The organism is Hyphomonas sp. UBA3195, assembly GCF_002366485.1.
Classification (GTDB): Bacteria; Pseudomonadota; Alphaproteobacteria; order Caulobacterales; family Hyphomonadaceae; genus Hyphomonas.
In genome coordinates, this window is record NZ_DEXB01000050.1 from 12,705 (window position 1) to 34,413 (window position 21,709).

Here is a 21,709-nt window from a genome sequence, read left to right on the forward strand (position 1 = left end):
GGCTCCAATCTCCTACTTCAGGGCGCGCCAGCCAATGTCCCGGCGGCAGAAGCCTTCCGGCCAGTCAATAGCATCGACGCCAGCATAGGCCCGTGTGACAGCTTCCTGCAAATCGTCACCGCTCGCCGTCACGGCCAGCACCCGCCCGCCATTGGCCACCAGTGCGCCGCCCTCGTCCATGTCCGTGCCCGCCTGGAACACGGTCACGCCGGGCAAGTCATTGGCAGACTTCACGCCGCGAATGACAGAGCCCTTGGCGTAGCTCCCCGGATAACCTTCCGTGGCCAGAACAATCGTCGCCGTCGGTTCGAACCGGTCCAGCTCCAGCAGCGCCTCAAACGCTTCTTCATTGCCCTCAAGGCCGCCCGTCGCCGCACCAAGGATCGCCGGCACGATATCGCCCGCGAGGCCCTTCATCAGAACCTGGCATTCGGGGTCACCGAAGCGCGCATTGAACTCAACCACTTTCGGCCCGTCCGTTGTCACCATGATGCCGACATAGAGCACACCCTGATACGGCATGCCGTCCGCCTTCATGCCTTTCAGCATGGGCTGGACGATCTCGGCCTTCACGCGGGCAAGAATCTCATCCGTTACGACCGGCGCCGGCGCATAGGCGCCCATGCCGCCTGTATTCGGCCCGGTATCGCCATCGCCCGCGCGCTTGTGGTCCTGTGCGGCGGGCAGATAGATCGCCCCCGTGCCGTCGGTGATGACGAAAATGCTGGCTTCCTCGCCATGCATGAATTCCTCGATCACCAGCGTGGCGGAGGCATCGCCGAACTTGCCCGACAGCATCTCGTCGATCTCGGCATCGGCCTGGTCCAGCGTCTCGGCAATCACGACGCCCTTGCCGGCGGCGAGGCCATCGGCCTTCAGCACATAGGGCGCTTCCAGCGTCCGCAGATAGGATTTCGCCAGCACCGGATCGGTGAACTCGCCATAGGCCGCGGTCGGCACGCCATACTGAACCATGCGCGCCTTGGAGAAGGCTTTCGAGCTTTCCAGCTGCGCCGCCTGCTGGCTCGGCCCGAACACGTCAAAGCCGCGCGCCCGCAAAATGTCCGACAGGCCCTCGGCCAGCGGCGCTTCCGGCCCGATCACGATCAGGTCCGGCTCAACCTGCAGGGTCAGCTGTACCAGTTTCTGAATGTCGGTGACGGCCACGTCAAAACACGGGCCTTCCTCATCCATGCCGGGATTGCCCGGAGTCGAGTGCACCATGTCCACCAATGGCGACTGCGCCATTTTCCACGCCAGGGCATGTTCACGCCCGCCAGATCCGATCAGAAGTATGTTCATGACTGCGCTCAATGCGCAGGTTGGCGGCGGGAATCAAGCCCTCAGCGGCGGCCAGCGCTCAGGCGGACCGCCATCTGCGCCGCTGCTGACGGCGCACTACGGGGTCGCGGCGTGTGCGGATGCCGCGGCTCAAGCGGATCAGCGCCTCCAGGCGACGCCAGAACCGGACCCGCTCCAAAACCGGATTGGTCCAATCCGTCAACGTACAGAAATTCACATTCTTCAACGCCCGATGGTGCGCGGCATGGTGCAAGGGTGACTGAATCACGCCGGCGCGCTGCAGGCGGCGTACCCAGCCCGGCAACTCGCTCGGGCGCGCATGGGCGGCCGCGTGCACTTCATTCGAAACGAATATGCCAAGTGCGAGTGCCGCCGTGAACGCAATTGGCGCGCCGATCAGCAGGGCAGCAGTTCCAACCGCCACAGCAAAGCCAAACATGCGCCCGCTGCGCGCCAAGACGCCTTTGGAGAGGAAGCCCCGTGGCTTGCGATGGTGCCGGATCGTGTCGCGAACAATCGGCCCCACCAATGGCCAACGCGGTGAGCCGTACCGATCCTGCGCCCAATGGATCACGCCGCTGCCAAGATCGGCGACCAGCCAGCCCGCGACGAACTGTGCGGCTGTCCATGCAATCACTATCAGCCATCCGGCCAGCCCCTCCCACGGCGCAAGCGACATCACTGTGTTCAATATATCAGGAAAATACAAAACAGCGCTCCAAGTTTGTGATCACTCACTTCTCTCGCAAGAAATGGCCCGCCTTTCAAGCGGGAAACGATGAATTCCCTCGGGGCAAGCAGAGGAGCGGCACGCCCCTATCCCCGTCACAAAGCTGGACGGCTTCCAAATTTCGGCATCTTTTCAATGATATAGATATTCGAGATCGCTCTATCGGCCGACCCACTTCGTCGTACTGCCGAAGAGGCGACGCTAAAGGCATGAAATCGCCATTTCCCCTCGCCGTTCACAGCCTCACCCGTTTCTGGTGGGATGCCGCCGATTATCTCGCGTCAGTGGCCCAGAAGCGGCTGGGACTCTGGCCGGTGCCCGCCAAACCCTTCCTGCCGCGCGCAGAACTTGAGGAACTGGCCGGGCGCGTAAGCTTCCTCGAAGCCATCCTGAGACGCCTGTTCTGCCTTGCGGCGCTTGAGCTCGGCCCCCTGCCGCCCCCCACCGAGACGGCTCGGGTAGAGCCGGATACCGCAAAGCCCACCTCCCGCGCCGGCACCGCTCATGTCTCTGAACCGGCACGCCCTTCCACCCGTCGCGCCATTCCCCGCTTCCGCCTCATCGAAGCGACGAAAGCTACCCCTGCCACACCGCCAAGAGCCCGGTTTCGTACCGGTCCCCGCATCCGGTTCCTTGACGAAGAGACGCCCGTAGACTTGCGGGATTATCCTGCAAGCCCAACTGACATTTTACCGGCCGGAAAGCTCGTGCGACGCTTGCTGGCTGTTAACCACGCGCTGGATCACGCGGCCGACTACGTCGCCAGAATGCGCCAGATAATGGTGTCAGCAGGCCCGGTGCTGAAGCGTGCTGTGCCGCCCGTCTTCAAGACGCGAAAACTGAGGCATTTACAACAGGATAGCGCCTGCCAATTGCACGCGGCCACTTGGGATTTCCTGTCGCCGGACACGTCGTGAAATTTGCTGAAAACATGAGCTTTCCCGCGCGGTGCCACAAGGCATTCGCGGCGCTGGTCGTGGTTAAGCAAACCTTTCCGTCAGCGGAGAAATCCTGACCCCTGATTTTACCGAGAAGTTATCCAGTTCTGGCAATGTGCAAACCAGAACCTTTGGGCCAGGTGCGGCCAAAACCGGGGTGGGTAATGATGACGAACACGAATTTGATCAAGAGGACCGTCGAAACAATTCGCCGGTTCAAGGACGAAACACAGGGCAACATCGCGATCATTTTCGCGCTGATGACCATTCCGCTCTTCCTTCTCATGGGCTTTGCGATTGACCTGCAACAGGTCAACACCGCAAAAAACCGCGTCCAGTTCATCCTGGACAGCGCGGTTATCGCGGGTGCCCGCGAAATGCAGGAAGGCAAGAACGACACCGAAATCAAGACGTATATCGAGAACTATTTCAAATCGGCAATGAAGGCCCAGGGCAAAGGCACCGATTGTGCCGAACCCGTTGCGTCTATTGCCGCCGAGTCTCAGGATCTTTCGGTGAAGGTGCGCTGTGCGCAGCCGACATCGATCATGCAGATGACCGGCACGAAGGAATTGAACTTCTCCGTCACCTCCGCTTCGACCTACGGTATCGGTAAAGTCGACATCGCTTTCGTGTTCGACATCTCCGGGTCGATGGGCGGCACCAAGATGTCCGCTCTGAAAAGCGCGGCCGACACGGCGATCAATGTACTCGTGCCCGCAGACGATGACGGTACGACCGGCGAAGTCCGTATCGGAATGGCCTCCTATTCCTCCATGGTGGACGCAGGCGAGGACTATTTCTTCAAGGCAACCGGACAATTGCCAATTCGCACATACACCTTCTCGTACGATGAAACCTACGAGTCTGGCGGCGACTGGGAAGAAGTCTGCAAATGGAAAAAGAAAAGAGGAAGATGGTATTGGACCTGTGACGACGAGTGGGTGCCTAACTACGCCACCCGTACAGTCACCGAAACCAAGACGATCAACAATACTTGCGTCAAGGAACGTGTGGGTGACGAGCAATTCACCGACGAAGACCCAGGTCCATTCCAGTGGATCGAAGCCGCCGAAGCGTATGGCAGCGTCAACTGGAGAGGCGATGTCAGCTGGTACACAGAATCCTGCAACCCGATCGGTCCACTGCCCATGACCAGCAATCGCGACAAGCTGTTCGATTATATTGATGGCCTTAACGCCAGCGGCGGTACGGCGGGTCACCTCGGCATCGCCTGGGGCTGGTATCTGATTGCACCGGATTGGGATGTCGTCTGGCCCGCCGGCTCTGACCCATATCCCTATGATGAGCCGGATTCGGCCAAGGCCATGATCATCATGACCGATGGTGAGTTCAACCAGGAATACGACACGTCCAACGGTGACTCCTTCGATCAGGCTGAAACGATGTGTGACGCCATCAAGGATCAGGGCATCAAAGTCTACACCGTCGCCTTCCAGGCCCCGCCTTCGGGTCAGGCCATCCTCAATTATTGCGCGTCGGGCGACGACTTCGCGTTTACCCCGGAAAGCTCCGAGGAACTGACCGAAGCCTATACCAAGATCGCCCAGTCCATTTCGGACCTGCGCATCCGGTATTGATCTCTCACTCTGGCAGCGGTGCGGGCGCATCGCTGCCAGTTTCTTCATCCAGATTTTTTTGCTTACATTACAATGTAATGACCCGAGGATCACAAGGGCACACCCTTCCTGGGGGGGCGGCTCGACCGCCTGATCTGGGTTATGGACAAATGCCTCTGATTCACAGTAAAAAAGATGTTGATAACAGCGCATTGTGCGTTGGACATTTTTTTCGGGAGCCCCGTCATGAAGCGGGATCGTCTGTCTAGCGCTCCCTCTCCGGTTGCGCCTGCCCCTGCCCCTGCCTTGTCAGCAGCGGAGAGCTCTTGGCTTAGCGCCATCATCACATCGTCATCCGATGCGATCATTTCAAAAAACCTGGACGGTATCATTGCCAGCTGGAACCCTGCCGCCGAGCGCGTGTTCGGTTACCCACCTCAGGAGATCATAGGCCAGTCGATCCGCGTATTGATCCCGGAAGATCGCCAGAGTGAAGAGGATGAAATCCTCGCTACGATCCAGGCCGGCCGCACCGTGGCGGATTTCGAGACAATCCGTCTTCACAAGGACGGCACCGCAATCCCCATCATGGTCACGGTCTCTCCCGTTCATGATAAAAGCGGCACGATTGTTGGCGCCTCGAAAATCGTGCGTGACATCTCTCGCGAGCACGAAAATCAAGAACGCCTCCGCCAGAGCGAAGCCCAGTTCAAGGCGCTCGCAGACAACATCCCTCAGCTGGCTTGGATGTCGGACCCTGAAGGTCAAATCTTCTGGTACAACAAGCGCTGGTATGAATATACCGGGGCCGACGAAGAAACGACTCGCGGACATGGCTGGCGCTCCGTGCACCATCCCGAACATGAAGCGCGCGCCACCGAACATTTCTTGAATTCGCTGAAGACCGGACAAGTCTGGGAAGACACATTTCCCCTGCGCGGCAAGAATGGAAAATTCCGCTGGTTCCTGTCTCGCGCGCTGCCCATCCACGACAAGGATGGCCAGATCGAGATGTGGTTCGGCACCAATACTGACGTGACCGAACAGAAACAACGCGAGGAGCAGATCCAGCTTCTTCTGGGCGAGGTAAACCACCGCGCCAAGAACATGTTGACCCTTGTTCAGGCGATTGCGCGCCAGACCATGGCCAGCGGCGACAATTTCATGGATCGCTTTGCTGAGCGTATGCGCTCGCTGGCCTCCAGTCAGGACTTGCTGGTCAGTTCCGGCTGGCGCGGCGCGCGGGTCGAAGACATCATGAATTCCCAGCTTGCGCACCTGGAAGACTTCATCGGCACCCGGATCAAGCTGGAAGGCCCTCATGTTCGCCTGACTTCCGCAGCGGCGCAGTCGCTCGGCATGGCTCTCCACGAGCTTGCCACCAATGCTGGCAAGTATGGCGCCTTGTCCAATGATACCGGCCAAGTCGATATTCGTTGGAACATCCGTCAGGAAGAAGGTACGAACCGATTTGAAATCAGCTGGACGGAAAGCGGCGGCCCACCCGTCATTGCCCCCGACCGGCGCGGCTTCGGCTCAACGGTCATCGAGCGGATGACGCGCATCGCCTTTGGATATCCAGTCAAGCTAGACTTTGCCCCTGAAGGCTTGCACTGGCACCTCATCAGCGTTGATGACCGCGTTTTCGAAGCCGACTTCGTTGCAGAAGTGAAAGACTCGTCTGTAGACCTGTCCCGTTCTCCCCGTTCGCCTGCGACGGCTCAATCATCCACTGCCGGACGACGCGTACTCGTCGTCGAAGATGAAGCAATCATCGCCATCGACATGGCAGCCGCCCTGGAAGATGCCGGTTTCTGCGTGGTCGGTCCGGTGGGATCTGTTTACGAGGCGATGAAACTCCTGGACGAGCAAGTGTGCGATTGCGCCGTTCTGGACATCAACCTTGCAGGCGAAACCTCAGCGCCCCTGGCAAGTCGCCTGCTCACAAGCGAAATTCCTTTTGTGACCGTGTCTGGCAACACACAAGAATCGATAACTGAAGAATTCAGTCAGTCACCTTTCCTGTCAAAACCAATTGTGACGAGCAAGCTGTTGTCGAAACTGTCGACAATCCTGCGCGAGCCTGACCACGTGGTCAGTTAAGAAAAATCACACCACGAAAGAATCAAATTCCGTTTTCAGCAGAGGCGCTTCAACGGTTATCTGAAGGCCATCCTCCGTGATCGTGCGAGTTGAAACCAACTTTGGAAACATATCGAACAACCGCGTTCCGAAGCCCACCCGTTTCGGGGGCTGAATGCCGGGGACGCCGGTTTCGGTCCACGTAACATACAACGTATCGCCCTTCAGGGTCCACTCTACGGTCAGATGCCCGGTCGGCGTGCTGAAGCAACCGAACTTTCGCGCATTCGCCGCCAGTTCGTGCACGATCAGTGCCGCGTCCTTGCTGCCTTTCACCGACAGGATCGTATCGTTGCCTTTCAGCGTGTAGCGCTCGCTGCCCCGGCCCAGCATCCCGTCGAGTTCCTCGATCATGATCTTGCGCAGGCTGAGACCCGTCCAGTCATTTCGGGTGAGGTTGGAATAGACCCGGCTCATGGAGACAAGCCGCTCATTGAAGTCATCGACAAATGTGTCGACGCTTTCAGCGCTCTCTCCTGAAATACGGGAGGTCGCCATGATGACCGAAAACATGTTCCGGATCCGATGAGCCAGTTCATTTTGCATGAAGTCATTCTGGCGCTGCAACTCCATTTGGGCGGTAATATCCTCGGCCCGCTGGATCATGTGGGTCACGACACCATCATCATTCCGGTAGGGGTCCTGAACGGCCTGCCACATTCTGGTTTGAACCGTGCCATCCGGCTGTTTCAGGTCGTAGGGCTGTGCTTCCAAACGGGTCTGCACGCCCTCAAACACCCGACGAAACTTCGCCTCAACGGGATCTTGACGTTCTTCGACATCCGGGAAAATCTCAAAGATGTATTTCTGCCGAATACTTGCCCATTCCGTATTGGTCGCAGTCAAATATGCCTTGTTCGCATACACAAAGCACAGGTCCCGATCGAGCACCATCAACGGAACCGTCCACCTGTCAGCGACCTCACGGAAACTCAAATCTCCGGTGATTTCCTGCGTCTGGGAATCCTGATCCATGACATCCTCACTGGACTGCGTAGAAGGTCTGCACCCTCGCGCACTTCCGTTAACCTTGAATGACCAAATAGGGCCAATGTCAGCGCACTTGCCCTTGCCGCTGCGAGGTTTATGACTGTCGGAATGCCTTCTGAATCGCCCCCCTCCAATGATGTCGCCCTGTCCGTATCTGATCTCGCCGCAAGCCTGAAACGGACTGTGGAGACCAATTACGATCATGTCGTCGTGCGCGGTGAGCTCGGCCGGGTCACAATTGCGCGTTCCGGCCACATGTATTGTGACCTGAAGGATGAACGGGCAGTCCTGAACACTGTAATGTGGAAAGGCCAAGTGAGCCGCCTGCCCTTCAAGCCCGAAGAAGGACTTGAAGTCATCGCTACTGGCCGACTCTCCATTTATGAGGGGCGCTCAAATTACCAGATGATCGCCGCCTCCATGCGCCCGGCTGGCGCGGGGGCGCTCATGGCGCTGCTGGAGGAGCGGAAGAAGAAATTCGCTGCCGAAGGCCTGTTTGCCCCGGAACACAAGAAGCCTTTGCCCTATCTGCCTCGCACAATCGGCGTGGTCACCAGCCCGACCGGCGCAGTCATCCGGGATATTCTGCACCGCATCGGGGACCGCTTCCCGGTTCGCGTCATCGTCTGGCCGGCGCTGGTTCAGGGCGACAACGCCGCAGGCCAGATCACGGCAGGTATCCAGGGCTTCAACGCCATGACTGGCGCCGACCGACCCGACGTGCTGATCGTTGCGCGCGGCGGGGGCTCGATCGAGGACCTCTGGCCGTTCAACGAGGAAAATGTCGTCCGCGCGGCCTTCAACAGTGAGATCCCGCTGATCTCTGCCGTCGGTCACGAGACCGACACGACCCTGATCGACTATGTATCTGATGCACGCGCGCCCACTCCGACCGGCGCGGCAGAAATCGCGGTACCGGTTCGCTCCGAGCTGCTGCTGACAACCGGCGAACAGGGTGAACGCCTCAAGCGCGCCCTGGCCCGCCGCACCGGGCAGGCCAGGGACAAGCTGGCTGCGGCCCGCCTACCCCGACCAGAAGCCTTGCTTCAACCCAAACGCCAACGCCTGGACTATGCCAGCGCCAGCTTGCCCAAGGCCGCGCTCGCCCTCGTCCAGACGGCCCGCCTTCGGCTGTCTCGGCTCGCGATTAGTCCGGCCAGCCTGAAATCGGACATACGCGCGTCGAAACAGCGCCTGCGCGACACAGCTGTTCGCGCCCGCCCGGCACTGGCCCGGTTGATCGAAACCCGACGCACCGCCCTCGCCTCTCAGGGAAAGTTGCTTGAGACCCTGTCGTACCAGTCTACACTGAAGCGCGGTTACACTATTGTGCGCGACACGAACGGAAACCTGATCCGTTCGGCCAGTTCTGCTGCGGCGAGCGACGCCTTCAAGATCAGCTTTGGCGATGGTGACGTAATCGCTCACCCGGATGGATCCAGCCCCCCAACGGCCGCAAAGCCTGCCAAAGCGAAGCCCAAGGGCGATCAAGGCTCCCTGTTCTAGCTTTCCGGCGCTGAATGCCTCCTCACAACTTCCGCGGTGATTCCCTCACTGCGCTGCCAGATTGTTAAGCAAACGTGCACGGTGTGACAAAATGGCTTCACTTGATCGCCTGCGCCATAGTTGGAAATTGTTCATCCGTATACCTCTTGCACGTATCAACAATCTAACTTTCCAGAAGTTTTCGTGACAATCTCGTTGAATTTATCGCGCTCCGCGCGAACGCCTGTTCTGCAGTATTTGCTGTAGCAAAACTTTCATTTGAGCCCATTCACCCTGCTGAGTACCCAGCGCGCGACAGCGCACGGGGCGCCTTCACAATGGGTTCAATCATGAAACATGCATACCTTTCCGCGACGGCCGTGGCCGCGCTCAGCCTTTCCGGGCAATTGTCCGCTCACGCACAGGAATCGGGAGCCGAACAGACTCGCCACCTACAGGTCGTCACCGTCACCACACAAAAGCAGCAGCAATCCTTGATTGATGTGCCAATTAACGTCTCGGTCGCCGACCAGGACTTGATCGACCTGCTGGCCGCAGACGACTTCGAAGATCTCGGAAACTTTGTTCCGGGCTTGCAGGTTCAGGCCCAGAGCCTCAACGCGCCGAGCTATTCCCTGCGCGGCGTCGTCTCAGATGGCGGCACGCCTCGCGTTGCCATGTTCCAGAACGGTGTTGCCATCGGTAATGTGTCGTTCGCCACCAACCTTGCCATTTATGACATGGAACGGGTCGAAATCGTCAAAGGCCCACAAGCGACCCTGTTCGGCCAGGGCGCCCTGGTCGGCGGTGTGAACTTCATCCAGAACCGCGCCTCTCTTGACGGAAATTCCGGCAAGGTCAGCCTCGAAGGTGGCGATTACAGCTCGGTGCGCGCGGAAGGTCACTACAACTATGTGCTCAGCGACACACTGGCACTGCGCGTAGCTGGACAGGTCAAGAATATGGACGGCTATGTGCCGAACACAGCCAACTCACCCGACCTGATGGGTCAGGACACGCTGGCCTTGCGCTCCGCATTGCACTGGGAGCCGACCGAAAAGCTCCGCGCCGACCTGTTCGTCAACTATCAGGATGACGACTCCACCGGCACGCAGTTCACCTCCGGCTTCTTTGAAGTGAACGGGAAAGTCGACCCGTTCGGCGCCACCGCCATGAACGTCAATGACGATCAGGTCCGCGGCAAGCTCGGCAATGACCGCGAGCTGTTTTATGTCACCGCCAATGTGGAATACGATCTCAATGATGCCTGGTCGCTGACCTCGCTCACTGACTATCGCAACCTGTTCTCGAACGAAGCCTGGGATTCCGACGGCGCCGCCTTCAATCTTCTGCAATTCTACCAGGGGCGCCAAGCGAATACGTTCAGCCAGGAACTGCGCCTGAACTATGATGATGGTGGCAAACTGTCCGCCTTCTTCGGAGGCAATTACTTTACGGTCAGCGGCAAGGACGAATTGATCTTCTCAACCGACGAAGCCTATGCGCAGTCCCTGTTTGCGCCGTCTCTCGCTGCCGCTGTGGCCCCCGGCGCGTCTGTCGAGCAACTGGGTGCGCAGCTGGCCTTTCTTGGCCTGCGCGGCGGTGAAAACCTCGGCAGCTTTGATACGCCGCTTCAGTATTCCATGCTCGCCTTCCTGCTGGGGGGCAGCATTGTTCCGCTCTATGACGAACACCTCGAGCAACAGGTCGCGACCTATGGACGTGACACATATGATCTCTTCGGCGACGTGACCTATCAATTGACCGACCGGCTCGAAGTCACCGGTGGTCTTCGCTACACGCAAGAGGAATTGTCGGCCAGCACGCGCGCAGCGATCCTGAAGTCCAACCCATATCTTGGTGGCCTGAACGGCGTGACGATGGGCCCGAGCATGCTGCTCAGCGCAGCGACGTTGAATAACGAAGCCTTCGGGTCCGCTGATACGGATGGCGCTTTCACCTGGCGCCTGAACGCGGCCTACCGTGTCTCTGAAAACGTGAACGCCTGGGTTGCCTATGGTCGTGGCCGCCGCCCGGAAGTGCTGTCAGCCTCTGGCGCGGACTATAATGTCATCGACGCGGAAACGCTGGACAATATCGAGGCTGGCTTCTTTGGTCGTTTCTGGGACAACCGCTTCCAGATGACCAGCTCGGTCTATTATGGTGAGTACAAGGACTTCCAGACCACACGCTTCGACCCTATCCAGGGTATCTTCATCACCGAGAATTCGGGCAATGCCACCCAGTATGGCCTCGAATTCGATGGTCAGGCCCTGATCACCGACAATATCCGCCTGCTCGGCACCTATGCCTACACGCATTCGGAATATGACGACGAAGATGACAATGGAAACCCGCTGCAGTTTGCCGGCAACAGCTTCCGCATCAGCCCGGAGCACAGCTTCTCCCTCGCAGCCGACATCACCATCCCGGCTGGCGAGCGCGGCGACTTCTCGATCGTACCGAGCTATGTCTGGAAAGATCATCACTATTTCGAAGATGACAATGGCTACGACTATGCGGCGGACGGCGCGGGCGGCTTTGCTCGTGTGCGTGAATCCTATCCGGACGGAACCTTTGTGGAAGAAGAGCAGGACGCCTATGGCGTCGCCAATCTCCGTCTCGGTTTTGACAGCGCAGATGACGCATGGGGCGTCTATGTTCTCGGCGAGAACATCTTCGATGAGGAATACCTGATCGACGTTGGCAATACCGGCGGTGCGTTCGGCCTGCACACGATCATCCGTGGCAAGCCGCAAATGTTGAAAGCTGGCGCCTACATCAAGTTCTAGGCGATTGACCCACCGGGGCGGACCCGTGTTCGCCCCGGATTTCCCACACAGGAATCATTCCATGAGAAAATACCTGATCCTTGCCAGCCTGTTTCTGGCCGCCTGCAACCAGGCGGCAGATACGGTAGCGCCTGCCGAATCTCCGGCGGAGACAGACACAAATGGCGCCGCCGAGACTGAAGCGTCCGCTGCTTACAAGACGCTCGACGGCACGCCGCCAATCATTATTGCGCATCGCGGGGCCAGCGGCCTGTATCCCGAACACACGCTGAAAGCCTATCAAACGGCCATTGATCAGGGAGCTGACTTCATAGAGCCGGACCTGGTGATGACAAAGGACGGCGTGCTTGTTGCCAATCATGATGGGTATCTGTCTGACACGACAAATGTCTCCGAACATGCGGAATTTGCCGATCGCAAAACCGTTCGCAAGACTCCGATGGGGGATCTTGATGACTGGTGGTCGGATGATTTCACACTGGCAGAACTGAAAACGCTGAAAGCCATCCAGCGCGTCGAAGGCCGCTCGCATGAGCATGACGGCCAGTATGACATCGCGACCTTTGACGAAATCATTGATCTGGTTCTCGAAAATGCTGAAGCAGGCCGCCCGGTCGGCCTGCACATCGAAGCCAAATGGCCCGCGAACTTCTCCGCTGCCGGGCTCGACATGGTCGACCCAATCCTCAACACGATCAGGGAACGCGGCCTGGTCGAAGCAGGCATTCCGATCTTCATACAATGCTTCGAGCCGACCTTCCTCGCCCAAGTCGCTGCCAAGAGTGACCTGCCTTTGATCCAGAACCTTGTCGGCCCGCCCTATGCCGCACTGCTGGGCCTCGACATGAAGCTGGAAGATATCCCCACAATGGGCGTCGGCGCTCACAAGGCGATGATTCTCACGCCGGAGGGCGGCACGACCGATTATGTCGCCCGTGCCCATGAACTCGGGAAAATCGTGCACGTCTACACCGTCCGCGACGATGAGCCCGCTGAAGGCTTCGACTCTGCGGAACAGGAACTGAAAGTCCTGATCGAGGCGGGTGTTGACGGCATCTGGACTGACTATCCCGAGACGGCAATCAATGTTCGCGACGAGGCTGAGTAGTCGCTGAAGAAACAAGCACGGCAGAAGCCGGGCCTACTCCCTGACGGGGCTGGCGATCCAGAAGGGTCGTCAGCCTCCGCCTACGGATAAGTACGCACTTGCCAGATTCCGCAAGATTCGGTATCCCGTCCGCATGCACAAGACCGCGACACGCTTCCAACAGCAGATTCAGCTTTCCAAGCTGGCGCATGCTTGTGCCTGGCGAATGCCCTGCTGACGACCTATCGTTACAGGGTGATCGACCGACAAGCCCCGCCACCCGGCGGGGCTTTCGTTTGGGTCCCGCCAAACTTTGAAGGAACTGGACCATGAGTTTTGAAACCGATGCCCATATCAAGGCGCTGACCAAGGCGTTCCGCGCTTGCACGCTGCCCAAGGAAAGATGGACCCACGCCGCCCATTGGGCCGGCGCGCTCTGCCTGCTGTCCGAGGATGAACACGCCGCTTTCCGTGACATGCCGGGAATGATCCGCGCCTTCAACGAATCTGTCGGCGGCCAGAACACCGACTGTGAAGGCTATCACGAGACCATTACCATCGCCTCACTGCGCGTGGCGGCCCATGCCCTGACAAGCGCGCCCGACGGCATGCCCCTGCATGAAATCCTGTCGCGCCTTCTGGCCGGTCCCTATGGAAAGCCCGACTGGCTGCTGGAATACTGGCGAAAGGATACGTTGTTCAACAAAAAGGCCCGGCGCGAATGGATCGAGCCGGACCTCAAGGATTTGCCATTCCCAAACGCACCCGCATAGCGCGGGTGCCGTCAGGGGCATTTATTTGATGTCTTCTTCCAGCACCGTCATCTGGAACTGGTAAGAGGTCTCGCCCTCGTCCACATCCTTGTAAACAACGGCCAGAAATTCGGCGCCGAGATAGCATTCGACGGAATCATCGGTCTTGTCGCGGGCGACCAGGCGCAGGCCCGGATGCAGTTTTTCCTTGAGATAGGCTTCAAGGCGCAGCGTTTCTTCGCGCTCCATAATCGGGCTCCTTCAGGTCTTTTGGTTCGCGGCGCAACGTAGAGGTTTTCGATACGGTTGCAACCGCCATGCCTGTAAATCAGCTGCGCTCTGCTTCCAGCGCGCAATGGGCCGAAAGGCTTTCCAGCACAGTCTCGAACCGGCTCGGAAGCAAGCGCTGAAGTTCCGGCTTGTCGATCTGGTTGCACTCCATCAGGGACAGCACCATCGCGGTCTCATCCTGGATCATTTCCATATTTTCCAAAGCTTCCCGGCTCGCACCGGCCTGACGCAGGGCGATACCATTCTCGCGCGCAGCAATATGGCGAACCGTCAAATTCCAGGCGAGCGGAAGGATGTCGTCGATCCGCTTGGTATGGTCCAGCGCCGCAGGCCAATCCTCATCCAGAATGTGAATGAAACCGATATTCTCTTCAGTATAGGCAACGCCAACTTGTGTCGCGCCCCGCTCGGCCCGGATACGCGCGGCGATGCGAAGTTCCGACAAGGCTTCCTGCAGGGCTTCTTCATAGAGGCGCCCTTCCGGCAGCTGGCGCTGGGCAGCAAGGGCCACCAGAGTTGTCCCGACGCCGTGATGCGCCATCTGTTCCTGTTCCAGCGTGATGTCTTCAGGATCGGCCAGGATCAAATGCGCCGCCTCGCTGAAGGCCCGATAGGCCAGCAACGCATCCCCACGCTTGCGCAGGCACTGGCCTTTCCAGAGAAGCAGCATCGGCTCATCCAGATCACGGGCACTCGCCTGGTTCACATAGTCCACGACGGTGGAGCAGCCACCATTCCAGACAAGGGACGCATCATTGGCATCGCGGTATTCCAGCATGGCGAGCCCCGCCGCTCCGATCGCCTGATCGGACAATTGCTCGGCATCCATGAGTTGCTGAAAGGCTGCGCGAACATCGCTCGACTCAACCTCACCGCCCCAGTCGTTCAATGCAGCTTGCAGCAGCAGGTGCTCTTCATCCTTCAGCAGGCGAACTTCCCCATCATCGGCGCGCAGCACCATGCTGACCACTTGGGACGTCACATCATTCATCGTCTTCCCAAGCACATGGCTGCGCGCGATAGAGATGGCGCGGTCCTTGTAAGCCGCAATCTGGCGGGCAGATCCGGCCTGTTGGAGTTCGCGGGAAAGCTCGCCCTGACGACGGGCAGACTCATTCTCTTCGCGGATGGCCACCAGCTGCGCCTGCGTCGATTCCCGCTGGCGGCTGGCTTCCCCTGCCACAATGCGCAGGTTTATCTCGTTGAGGCGCGCTTGATAGGCATATTCGGATTTCAGCCCCTGTAGCGCCACATAGAAATAGATCACGCTGCCGACCGCGATCGCCGCCGCCGTCACCAGCAGAACCGCCAGTGCCCGGATCAGGAAGCGAAAGGCTTTCTGCTCGCCTTGCAACTCACGAAGCAGGTCCAGTGACGTAACCGGGGTCTTGCCGATATCTGATTGCGGGCTCATGCCGGGCTCCTGTGAGCGAGAATGGGCGTGTCGGCTCCGTCCCAGACAGTTGGTCCGAATACGGGCTCCAACAGCAGACGAAGGCCGGTGTCCGCATCATCCTCCCGAATGAACGCCTCGGCGATCAGGAGTTTGATCCGCATCTGCCGTTTGCGCCACATGCGCAGCGCCGCGCCAATGGCGGTCGCCACGAAAAAATTGGACGCGCCAATCATGCGTTCCGGATTCTCCGCAAACAAATCCTCACCGAATGGCAGGGGATAATGCCCGAGCAGAGTGGAGATGAAGACACTGAAAGATACGAGTGCAATGAAGATCGCCCCGAGCAAGAGATAGCGGTTGAGCCGCGCCTCTGCCTTCAATTCAGCCCGGTGGTGGCTGATCAGGGGGCTGATCGTTTTCATCCGCTAGTCCCCGTCCCTCGCCACTCGGAAGCCGATCCCGTCATCGCGCCCAGTGTCCGGAAACCCGTCACGAAACGCCGAGCGCACATAGGAGGGCACCTTCTCCCAACTGCCACCCCGTACCGCTCGGGTGCGGCATCCCGGTTCGTCATAAATGGTCGCCGTGCCGAACCGCCCCAGATAAGACCGCACGCTGCAATCGGCGATCCATTCGGCGACATTGCCATGCATCTCGTGCAGGCCGAAAGCATTCGGGGGATAATAGCCCGCAGGCATCGGACGGCGTGGCCATGTGCCTTTGGGGCTGCCATTATAGACCCGTGATGCGTTGAAATTTGCTTGTGAGTCGCTGAGCGTCTCGCCGGTATGGAAAGGCGTGGTTGTGCCCGCCCGCGCCGCATATTCCCACTCGGCCTCGCTCAACAGGCGATAAGGCTCGCCCTCCACGCGAGTGTTCAGCCAGTCGATATAGGCCATCGCCTCAACCCAGGTGATATTGATCACCGGGATTGCTGGTTGCTGCCACTGATCGCTGCGTGTTTCGTCGCTCGCTTCATTGCCAACGCACCCTCCGGCCGCGATGCACGTATTGATCTGCCCCCAGGTGATCTCGGTTGCGGAAGCCGCAAAGGGTTCAATCGTGGCGCGCCATTGTGGGCCTTCATTATCCTTGCGCTCTTTCTCTCCGTCAGGTGAGCCCATCAGGAATTCGCCACCCGGAATGGCCACCATTTCCGGACAATCGGGGCAGTCCCGGAACTTGCGTTCGGAAATGTCCCCGCCCAGTGTGGCCGCATTGAAAGCCGCTGCGCGAAGCAGGCTGGAAACTTCCGTGAAGGCGGGCGTTGAAGCGCCGCCGCCTGTCTCTGCCGTGGCACCGCCTGCGCTACGCGCGGACGAGTTGCGCGCGCCATGCGGTGGCAGGCGGGGCGAGTTGCTGATCGGCGCCGGCTCGGGCGCTGCGCCGCCATCACATCCAGCAAAGCAGAAATCAGCGCCTGTAAGGCCGGAATTGTAGAAAGGAGTCTGCAGGCCGTTGGTGGACTGGTTCACGCGATCCGCAACGCGTTTGAAAACCTGTTCAGCGATCAGATTCTGCTGACCAATCGTCTCGGCCAGCGCCAGGGCAAAGGTCGAATTTCCGCCCTCGCCATCATAGGCGACATAGCCGGGCGCCGTGGAATAGGAAATGAGCAGGCCGCGCGCAGGCTTCACCTCGGCCAGTCCGCCGGCAGCGCTGCGCGTTGCGCTGGGCAACGGATTGTCGCGACAGGCATCGAGAATGACAAAATTCACCGCATTGCCGGCGTGTTCGACGTAGCGCAACGCATCGCCGAGACGCGGGGCCTGACGCCATATGTCCTGCTCTGAACGGGCATTGGCGTCCACCGGGACGAGATAGTTCAGCCCCTGCGACTGCACGCCATGCCCGGCATAATAGATCAGGCCGACGGAGGCCGGTCCGCCAGCTTTGAGCCGCGCGCCATGACTGGCAAAGGCCTGCTCCATTTCTTCTTCACTGCCATCCAGCACCAGATCGACAGAAAAGCCGACCTTGCCGAGCGTGTCCGCCATGAGCCGGGCGTCTCTTGACGGATTGGCGAGCTGCCAGCCGGTCTGCTGGTAGCCTGAATTCCCTATGATCAGGGCGTATCGAGGGGGATCGCCGCTTTCGGCCAAGGCAAATGGGCCCAGTATCAGGCATAGGAAAGCTGTCAGTACGGTCCGAAGCATTGCGGGCGTCCCCTTCCGCTGGTCGCTACATCGTCCCCCGAGCGCGCAGTGTTAACTAACCCCAATTCCCGGTTTGAGAAAAGGGGTCAGCTGGACCGATTTGCCAAAAGCCGGATCAGGCCTTGCCGGGACGTTGGGCAGCTTCCGGCTGTACCGCCAGCAATCTTGCCTGTCCGACCCAGTCATCGCGCTGGATACGGCCCTTGAAATGCTCGAGCTTGTCATCGACCCACTTGATCTCGTCCGGGCCCCATTCGGCAATCTGCCAGAAATAGAACACGCCGATTTCATTGAGCAATTCGGCCAGCATCGGGCCAATCCCGTTGATGCGCTCAAGATCGTCATCCTGACCGAAAGCGGCGCTGACCAGCAAGTTCGCCTTGTCATCCGGCCGACGGGCCGCCGCGATGGGATCGACGCCTCGGCGAACCTCAACTGTGCGGACGGTTTCGGCTGCAGCCGGAGGAGGAGGGGGTGGAGGAGGCGGTGGTGGCGCAGCCGGAGGCGTTTCGGCTTTTGGCGTGAAATGCGCCTGAGACAGCGGCACGCGCTGGCTATAGTCGATTTCGGTGCGGGAATAGGCCGTTTCCTGCAGGGTGCGCACCATATGGTGCATCGCGGCCATGCCATATTCGATGGAGGTCAACCGATCCTCGACGGCGCCCATGTTCAAGCGGGCCTCCATCTTGCGCAGCGAATTGGTGACGCTGGACAGGTCAGGATCCTGCAAGTTGAGGACAGATTCCTGAAGCGCAGCGAGACGACGTTCCAGCGGCGCAACATCGGGAAGCGACTGCATGTCGATGCGGAGCGCTGCCATCGACGATTCGAAGTTGGCGAGACGCGCTTGGATTGGCGTCAGGTCTACGGGCGTACGGTCCATCACCGACACATGGGCTTCGAGCGCCGCCAGTTTCGAATGCAGCGCTGCGGTGCCCCCCTCAAGATCGGCAAGTTTGTTATGGGTGATCCGCACATGGTCAGGTGCGCTCTTCATGTCACGCTCGATCTGGCGAAGCGTTTCAGTAACCGGACCCAGGTCAATTTCGGTCTGGGACAGCTCACCAATGGCGGTTTCAAGACGGGCCAACCGGTCACGCAGGCTGTCGACATCCGGCACGCGCAGCGACGCGAGCGACGACGACAAGGTCTGCAGACGGATGGTCATGCTTTCATTGTCTGCCTTGCGCTGGGCATCCAGCCCTTCCGCAAATTCGGCGAGGCGCGCTTCCATCTGGCCAAAATCACTGCGAATCGGCTCAAGATCCGTCATCGGCACGTCGAGATTTTCGAGTGCCAGTTCAAGCCGGGCAAGACCGCTATGGATCGGTCCCAGATCAACTTCCGGCACTTCAGGAAATGCCGGCATTTCCTGTGGCTCTGAATTGACCAGAACGTTCACATTGTCCTCGATCCTCGACAGGCGCGCCTCCAGGCTTTCGAGGTCAGTGTTCTTCAACTGCCCCACAGCCATGTCGAGATCCGCCAGCCGCGAAATGACGGGGTCAAAGCTGGACCCGCTAGCGGTGAGCCGGGTCTCAATAGATTCAAGGCGGGAATTGATCGGAGATACGTCAGGGATGGGCAAAGCCGTCAGACGGTCACCAAGACTGTGAATATTGGCGTGGAACTCATCTCGCGTGACAGGCGCGGGCAAACTTGAAAGGCGCTCCTCGATAGCCGCAAAATGCGCGAGCAGATCATCGCGGGTCACACCTGACCGCATTTCCGAAAGCGCGCTGGTCTCCATCAGCTCTTCATAGCTCTCGGTGACATCCTCATAGCGATTGCGCATCCACCAATAGGCCAGCATTGCGCCCGCCAATGCGGCGAACAACATGAGCAGCAAGATCTGGATGAGAAGAAACCACATGATGTTTACTTTCGACGTATCAGGAGGAAATCATTCGGAAACACGGATCACCCGTATCTCTATTCGGCGGTTCAGGGCGCGACCCTGAGCGGTCGTGTTCGGCGCGACGGGGCTGGCATCGCCATAGCCGGTCGCGACCAGCCGGTTCTGCGGTACTCCCCGCGCGATCAGCGCGTTGCGGACTGCCTCGGCACGCGCCTGGCTCAACTGGCGGTTGGTTTCAGGCAGACCCGTGCTGTCCGTGTAGCCCGCAATGCGGAGCGAACCGGGACATGCTCGAACGGCTTCCGCCACATCATCCAGCAGACTGGCGCTTCCGGCTCCGATGACTGCGCTGGAGGATTGGAACTCGATCCGCGCATCACCCAGCAAGTCGGACAGCGAGGACTCGCAGGAATCCACGGCCTCACGTGAAATGATATCGACCGCCCCGACTTCGCCCATGGGGACGGGCGCCAGCGCAATGTCGCGGACCGTCGCCGCATCCGCAGCAGGCAGTTCACAGCTGAGCGAGAAGCGGTTTGTGTTGAAGCCCGACACACCGCGATCGCAACGCGAAACCGTGTCCACGCCGCGCAGGGCAATTTCGAGGAAGCCGTCGGGTGACGGGTCATTGGTGATAGACAAGCTGTCCTGCACGGACACGATGCGCGGCGGATCGATTTCCGTACGGGCCGCCGCGACTACCTGCTCCCGAACCGTATTGTTTGGCATGTCGCCGTCCAGCGTCAGCACTCCATTCGCGACCCGGAACGACCAGTTGATGCTGCTGGCGGAGGCCGTCTCGCCCAAACCAGCCCAGTCGAATCCGTCGCGCACGCGTGTGACGGGCCTTGCCATTCCGAGCAGGGTCGAAGCACGCGCCTCGCGCACCGCGGCGAGGGCTCCTTCGGCGGCCTGCCGACTTGGCGGGCGGCCTTCCAATGTCACCCACTGGCCGGACACACGCGGCCGGGCCCAGGCCGCATCAATATCAGCAAGTGCCTGAGCAGCAGCGCGTTCGGTTGAAAGCTGAATGACACCAAACGCAAATGGCCAGAGTGCAAACGCCATGAGCAAGCCCAACGCGATGATTGGCGCGCCACCATACGGGACAAATGGCAGCCGGTCGCTCTGTGCCCGACGCACCTTGCGCGTGCGCAGAAGCCGGCCTTCGGTGCTGGTGTTCTCACTCAAACTGCCGCCCTCGATTCACATGCAATCAACGCCCCACCCGATACCGGGCATTGCGCTAAACATTATCTGAAACAGAGGCGTGCAACAACATTCCGATCCCGAAATGAAACGCTGGTAGAGACAATAAAGCTGCCAAAACTTGCTACAATTCAGCCGTGACGAGAGTTGTATTCACCGCGAACGCCTGTCAGGCGAAACTTGGGATTACTTGCCCATCTCGTCGGGAATCGTCTGGTCCATGGTCTGGGCCGGATGACAGCAGGATGGACCGCTGACAATCCGGGCCGGAACGCCCGCAACGGTGCACTTGGCGGGCACATCTTTCAGCACGACACTGCCGGCCGCAACCTTGGCTTCGTCACCGATATGGATGTTGCCCAGAACCTTGGCGCCGACCGAAAGCAAGACACCCTTGCCGATCTTCGGATGGCGGTCGCCGACTTCCTTGCCTGTACCGCCCAATGTCACACCGTGCAGGAGCGAACAGTCGTCGCCAACAATCGCTGTTTCACCAATCGTGATGCCGGACGCATGGTCCAGCATGACGCCGGTACCGATGCGGGCGGCGGGGTGAATGTCGACGCCGAACAGTTCCGAAGCGCGGCTCTGGAAATGGAAGGCCAGCGTTTCACGGCCTTCGCGCCAAAGATGATTGGCGACGCGATAGGTCTGAAGCGCGAGGAACCCCTTGAAGTAGAGGAAGGGTTGAAGCATGCCCCGGCAAGCCGGATCACGCTCGAGAACGGCCTGCATGTCGGCTTCCGCCGCAGTCACCAGAGAGCGGTGGGTATCATAGGTATCGCTGAGGATATGGCGCACCTGCTGGGTGCTCATGACCGGGCTCTTGAGCTTTTCAGCCAGATGAAATGACAGCGCCTGACACAAGGTTGAATGCGCCAGGATCGCGGAGTTCAGATAGCTCGACAGGGTCGGCTCATCCGCAGCAGCAGCGCGCGCTTCAAAACGCAGGCGGTTCCAGGCGGGCGCCGGGGCGCCGATATCCGGGTTCTCTGGCATGT

17 protein-coding genes are annotated in these 21,709 nt (G+C 59.5%); 7 read left to right on the plus strand and 10 right to left on the minus strand.

What is annotated here, in order from left to right; genetic code table 11:
* Positions 1 to 12 precede the first annotated feature (12 nt).
* Positions 13 to 1,302 carry a phosphoribosylamine--glycine ligase gene (gene purD, locus B2344_RS14975; protein ID WP_206992722.1) on the minus strand — a complete coding sequence of 430 codons (1,290 nt, stop codon included), beginning with the start codon at positions 1,300 to 1,302 and terminating at the stop codon, positions 13 to 15.
* A 58-nt stretch (positions 1,303 to 1,360) separates the two neighbouring features.
* Positions 1,361 to 1,981 (minus strand): fatty acid desaturase CarF family protein, encoded by a 621-nt coding sequence (locus B2344_RS14980; protein WP_290482306.1) that lies wholly within the window; start codon positions 1,979 to 1,981, stop codon positions 1,361 to 1,363.
* 260 nt (positions 1,982 to 2,241) lie between these two features.
* On the opposite strand from B2344_RS14980, the gene B2344_RS14985 reads away from it, so the two are divergent.
* From B2344_RS14985 to B2344_RS14995, 3 genes are all read left to right on the plus strand, one after another.
* Positions 2,242 to 2,949, plus strand: a complete 708-nt coding sequence (locus B2344_RS14985; protein ID WP_290482305.1) for a hypothetical protein — start codon at positions 2,242 to 2,244, stop codon at positions 2,947 to 2,949.
* 203 nt (positions 2,950 to 3,152) lie between these two features.
* The gene (locus B2344_RS14990) at positions 3,153 to 4,571 is read left to right on the plus strand and encodes a TadE/TadG family type IV pilus assembly protein (protein WP_290485515.1); all 1,419 of its coding nucleotides are present in this window, start codon (positions 3,153 to 3,155) and stop codon (positions 4,569 to 4,571) included.
* A gap of 225 nt (positions 4,572 to 4,796) precedes the next feature.
* A complete protein-coding gene (locus B2344_RS14995; RefSeq protein ID WP_290485516.1) occupies positions 4,797 to 6,653 on the plus strand; it encodes a PAS domain S-box protein in 1,857 nt (618 codons plus the stop codon).
* Positions 6,654 to 6,659: 6 nt separating this feature from the next.
* Here the strand turns inward: B2344_RS14995 and B2344_RS15000 are convergent, their stop codons facing one another.
* Entirely contained in the window at positions 6,660 to 7,667 is a 1,008-nt protein-coding gene (locus tag B2344_RS15000; protein ID WP_290485517.1) for a sensor histidine kinase, read from the minus strand.
* A 123-nt stretch (positions 7,668 to 7,790) separates the two neighbouring features.
* Here B2344_RS15000 and xseA point away from each other — a divergent pair, with 123 nt between their 5' ends.
* The 4 genes from xseA (at position 7,791) to B2344_RS15020 (ending at position 13,819) form a co-directional block, all read left to right on the plus strand.
* Complete coding sequence (gene xseA / locus B2344_RS15005) at positions 7,791 to 9,188, plus strand: exodeoxyribonuclease VII large subunit (RefSeq protein WP_290478944.1); 1,398 nt, start codon at positions 7,791 to 7,793, stop codon at positions 9,186 to 9,188.
* Positions 9,189 to 9,517: 329 nt separating this feature from the next.
* Positions 9,518 to 11,959 carry a TonB-dependent receptor gene (locus B2344_RS15010; protein WP_290482940.1) on the plus strand — a complete coding sequence of 814 codons (2,442 nt, stop codon included), beginning with the start codon at positions 9,518 to 9,520 and terminating at the stop codon, positions 11,957 to 11,959.
* Between the two features lie 61 nt (positions 11,960 to 12,020).
* A complete protein-coding gene (locus B2344_RS15015; protein WP_290482941.1) occupies positions 12,021 to 13,067 on the plus strand; it encodes a glycerophosphodiester phosphodiesterase family protein in 1,047 nt (348 codons plus the stop codon).
* 308 nt (positions 13,068 to 13,375) lie between these two features.
* Positions 13,376 to 13,819, plus strand: coding sequence for a hypothetical protein (locus B2344_RS15020; RefSeq protein WP_290482942.1), 444 nt, complete (start codon positions 13,376 to 13,378; stop codon positions 13,817 to 13,819).
* A 21-nt stretch (positions 13,820 to 13,840) separates the two neighbouring features.
* Here the strand turns inward: B2344_RS15020 and B2344_RS15025 are convergent, their stop codons facing one another.
* From B2344_RS15025 to cysE, 7 genes are all read right to left on the minus strand, one after another.
* Positions 13,841 to 14,047, minus strand: a complete 207-nt coding sequence (locus B2344_RS15025; protein WP_206992712.1) for a DUF3126 family protein — start codon at positions 14,045 to 14,047, stop codon at positions 13,841 to 13,843.
* A 79-nt stretch (positions 14,048 to 14,126) separates the two neighbouring features.
* Entirely contained in the window at positions 14,127 to 15,503 is a 1,377-nt protein-coding gene (locus tag B2344_RS15030; RefSeq protein ID WP_290482943.1) for a hypothetical protein, read from the minus strand.
* Positions 15,500 to 15,907 (minus strand): hypothetical protein, encoded by a 408-nt coding sequence (locus B2344_RS15035; protein WP_290482944.1) that lies wholly within the window; start codon positions 15,905 to 15,907, stop codon positions 15,500 to 15,502. The genes B2344_RS15030 and B2344_RS15035 overlap by 4 nt, the downstream gene beginning before the upstream one ends.
* A 3-nt stretch (positions 15,908 to 15,910) precedes the next feature.
* Complete coding sequence (locus tag B2344_RS15040; RefSeq protein WP_290482945.1) at positions 15,911 to 17,641, minus strand: SUMF1/EgtB/PvdO family nonheme iron enzyme; 1,731 nt, start codon at positions 17,639 to 17,641, stop codon at positions 15,911 to 15,913.
* Positions 17,642 to 17,756: 115 nt separating this feature from the next.
* On the minus strand, positions 17,757 to 19,514 hold the full coding sequence (locus B2344_RS15045) for a hypothetical protein (RefSeq protein ID WP_290485518.1): 1,758 nt from the start codon (positions 19,512 to 19,514) through the stop codon (positions 17,757 to 17,759).
* Positions 19,515 to 19,544: 30 nt separating this feature from the next.
* Entirely contained in the window at positions 19,545 to 20,690 is a 1,146-nt protein-coding gene (locus tag B2344_RS15050) for an OmpA family protein (protein WP_290478948.1), read from the minus strand.
* A 204-nt stretch (positions 20,691 to 20,894) separates the two neighbouring features.
* Positions 20,895 to 21,707, minus strand: coding sequence for a serine O-acetyltransferase (cysE, locus tag B2344_RS15055; protein ID WP_206992706.1), 813 nt, complete (start codon positions 21,705 to 21,707; stop codon positions 20,895 to 20,897).
* Between the last annotated feature and the right edge of the window lie 2 nt (positions 21,708 to 21,709).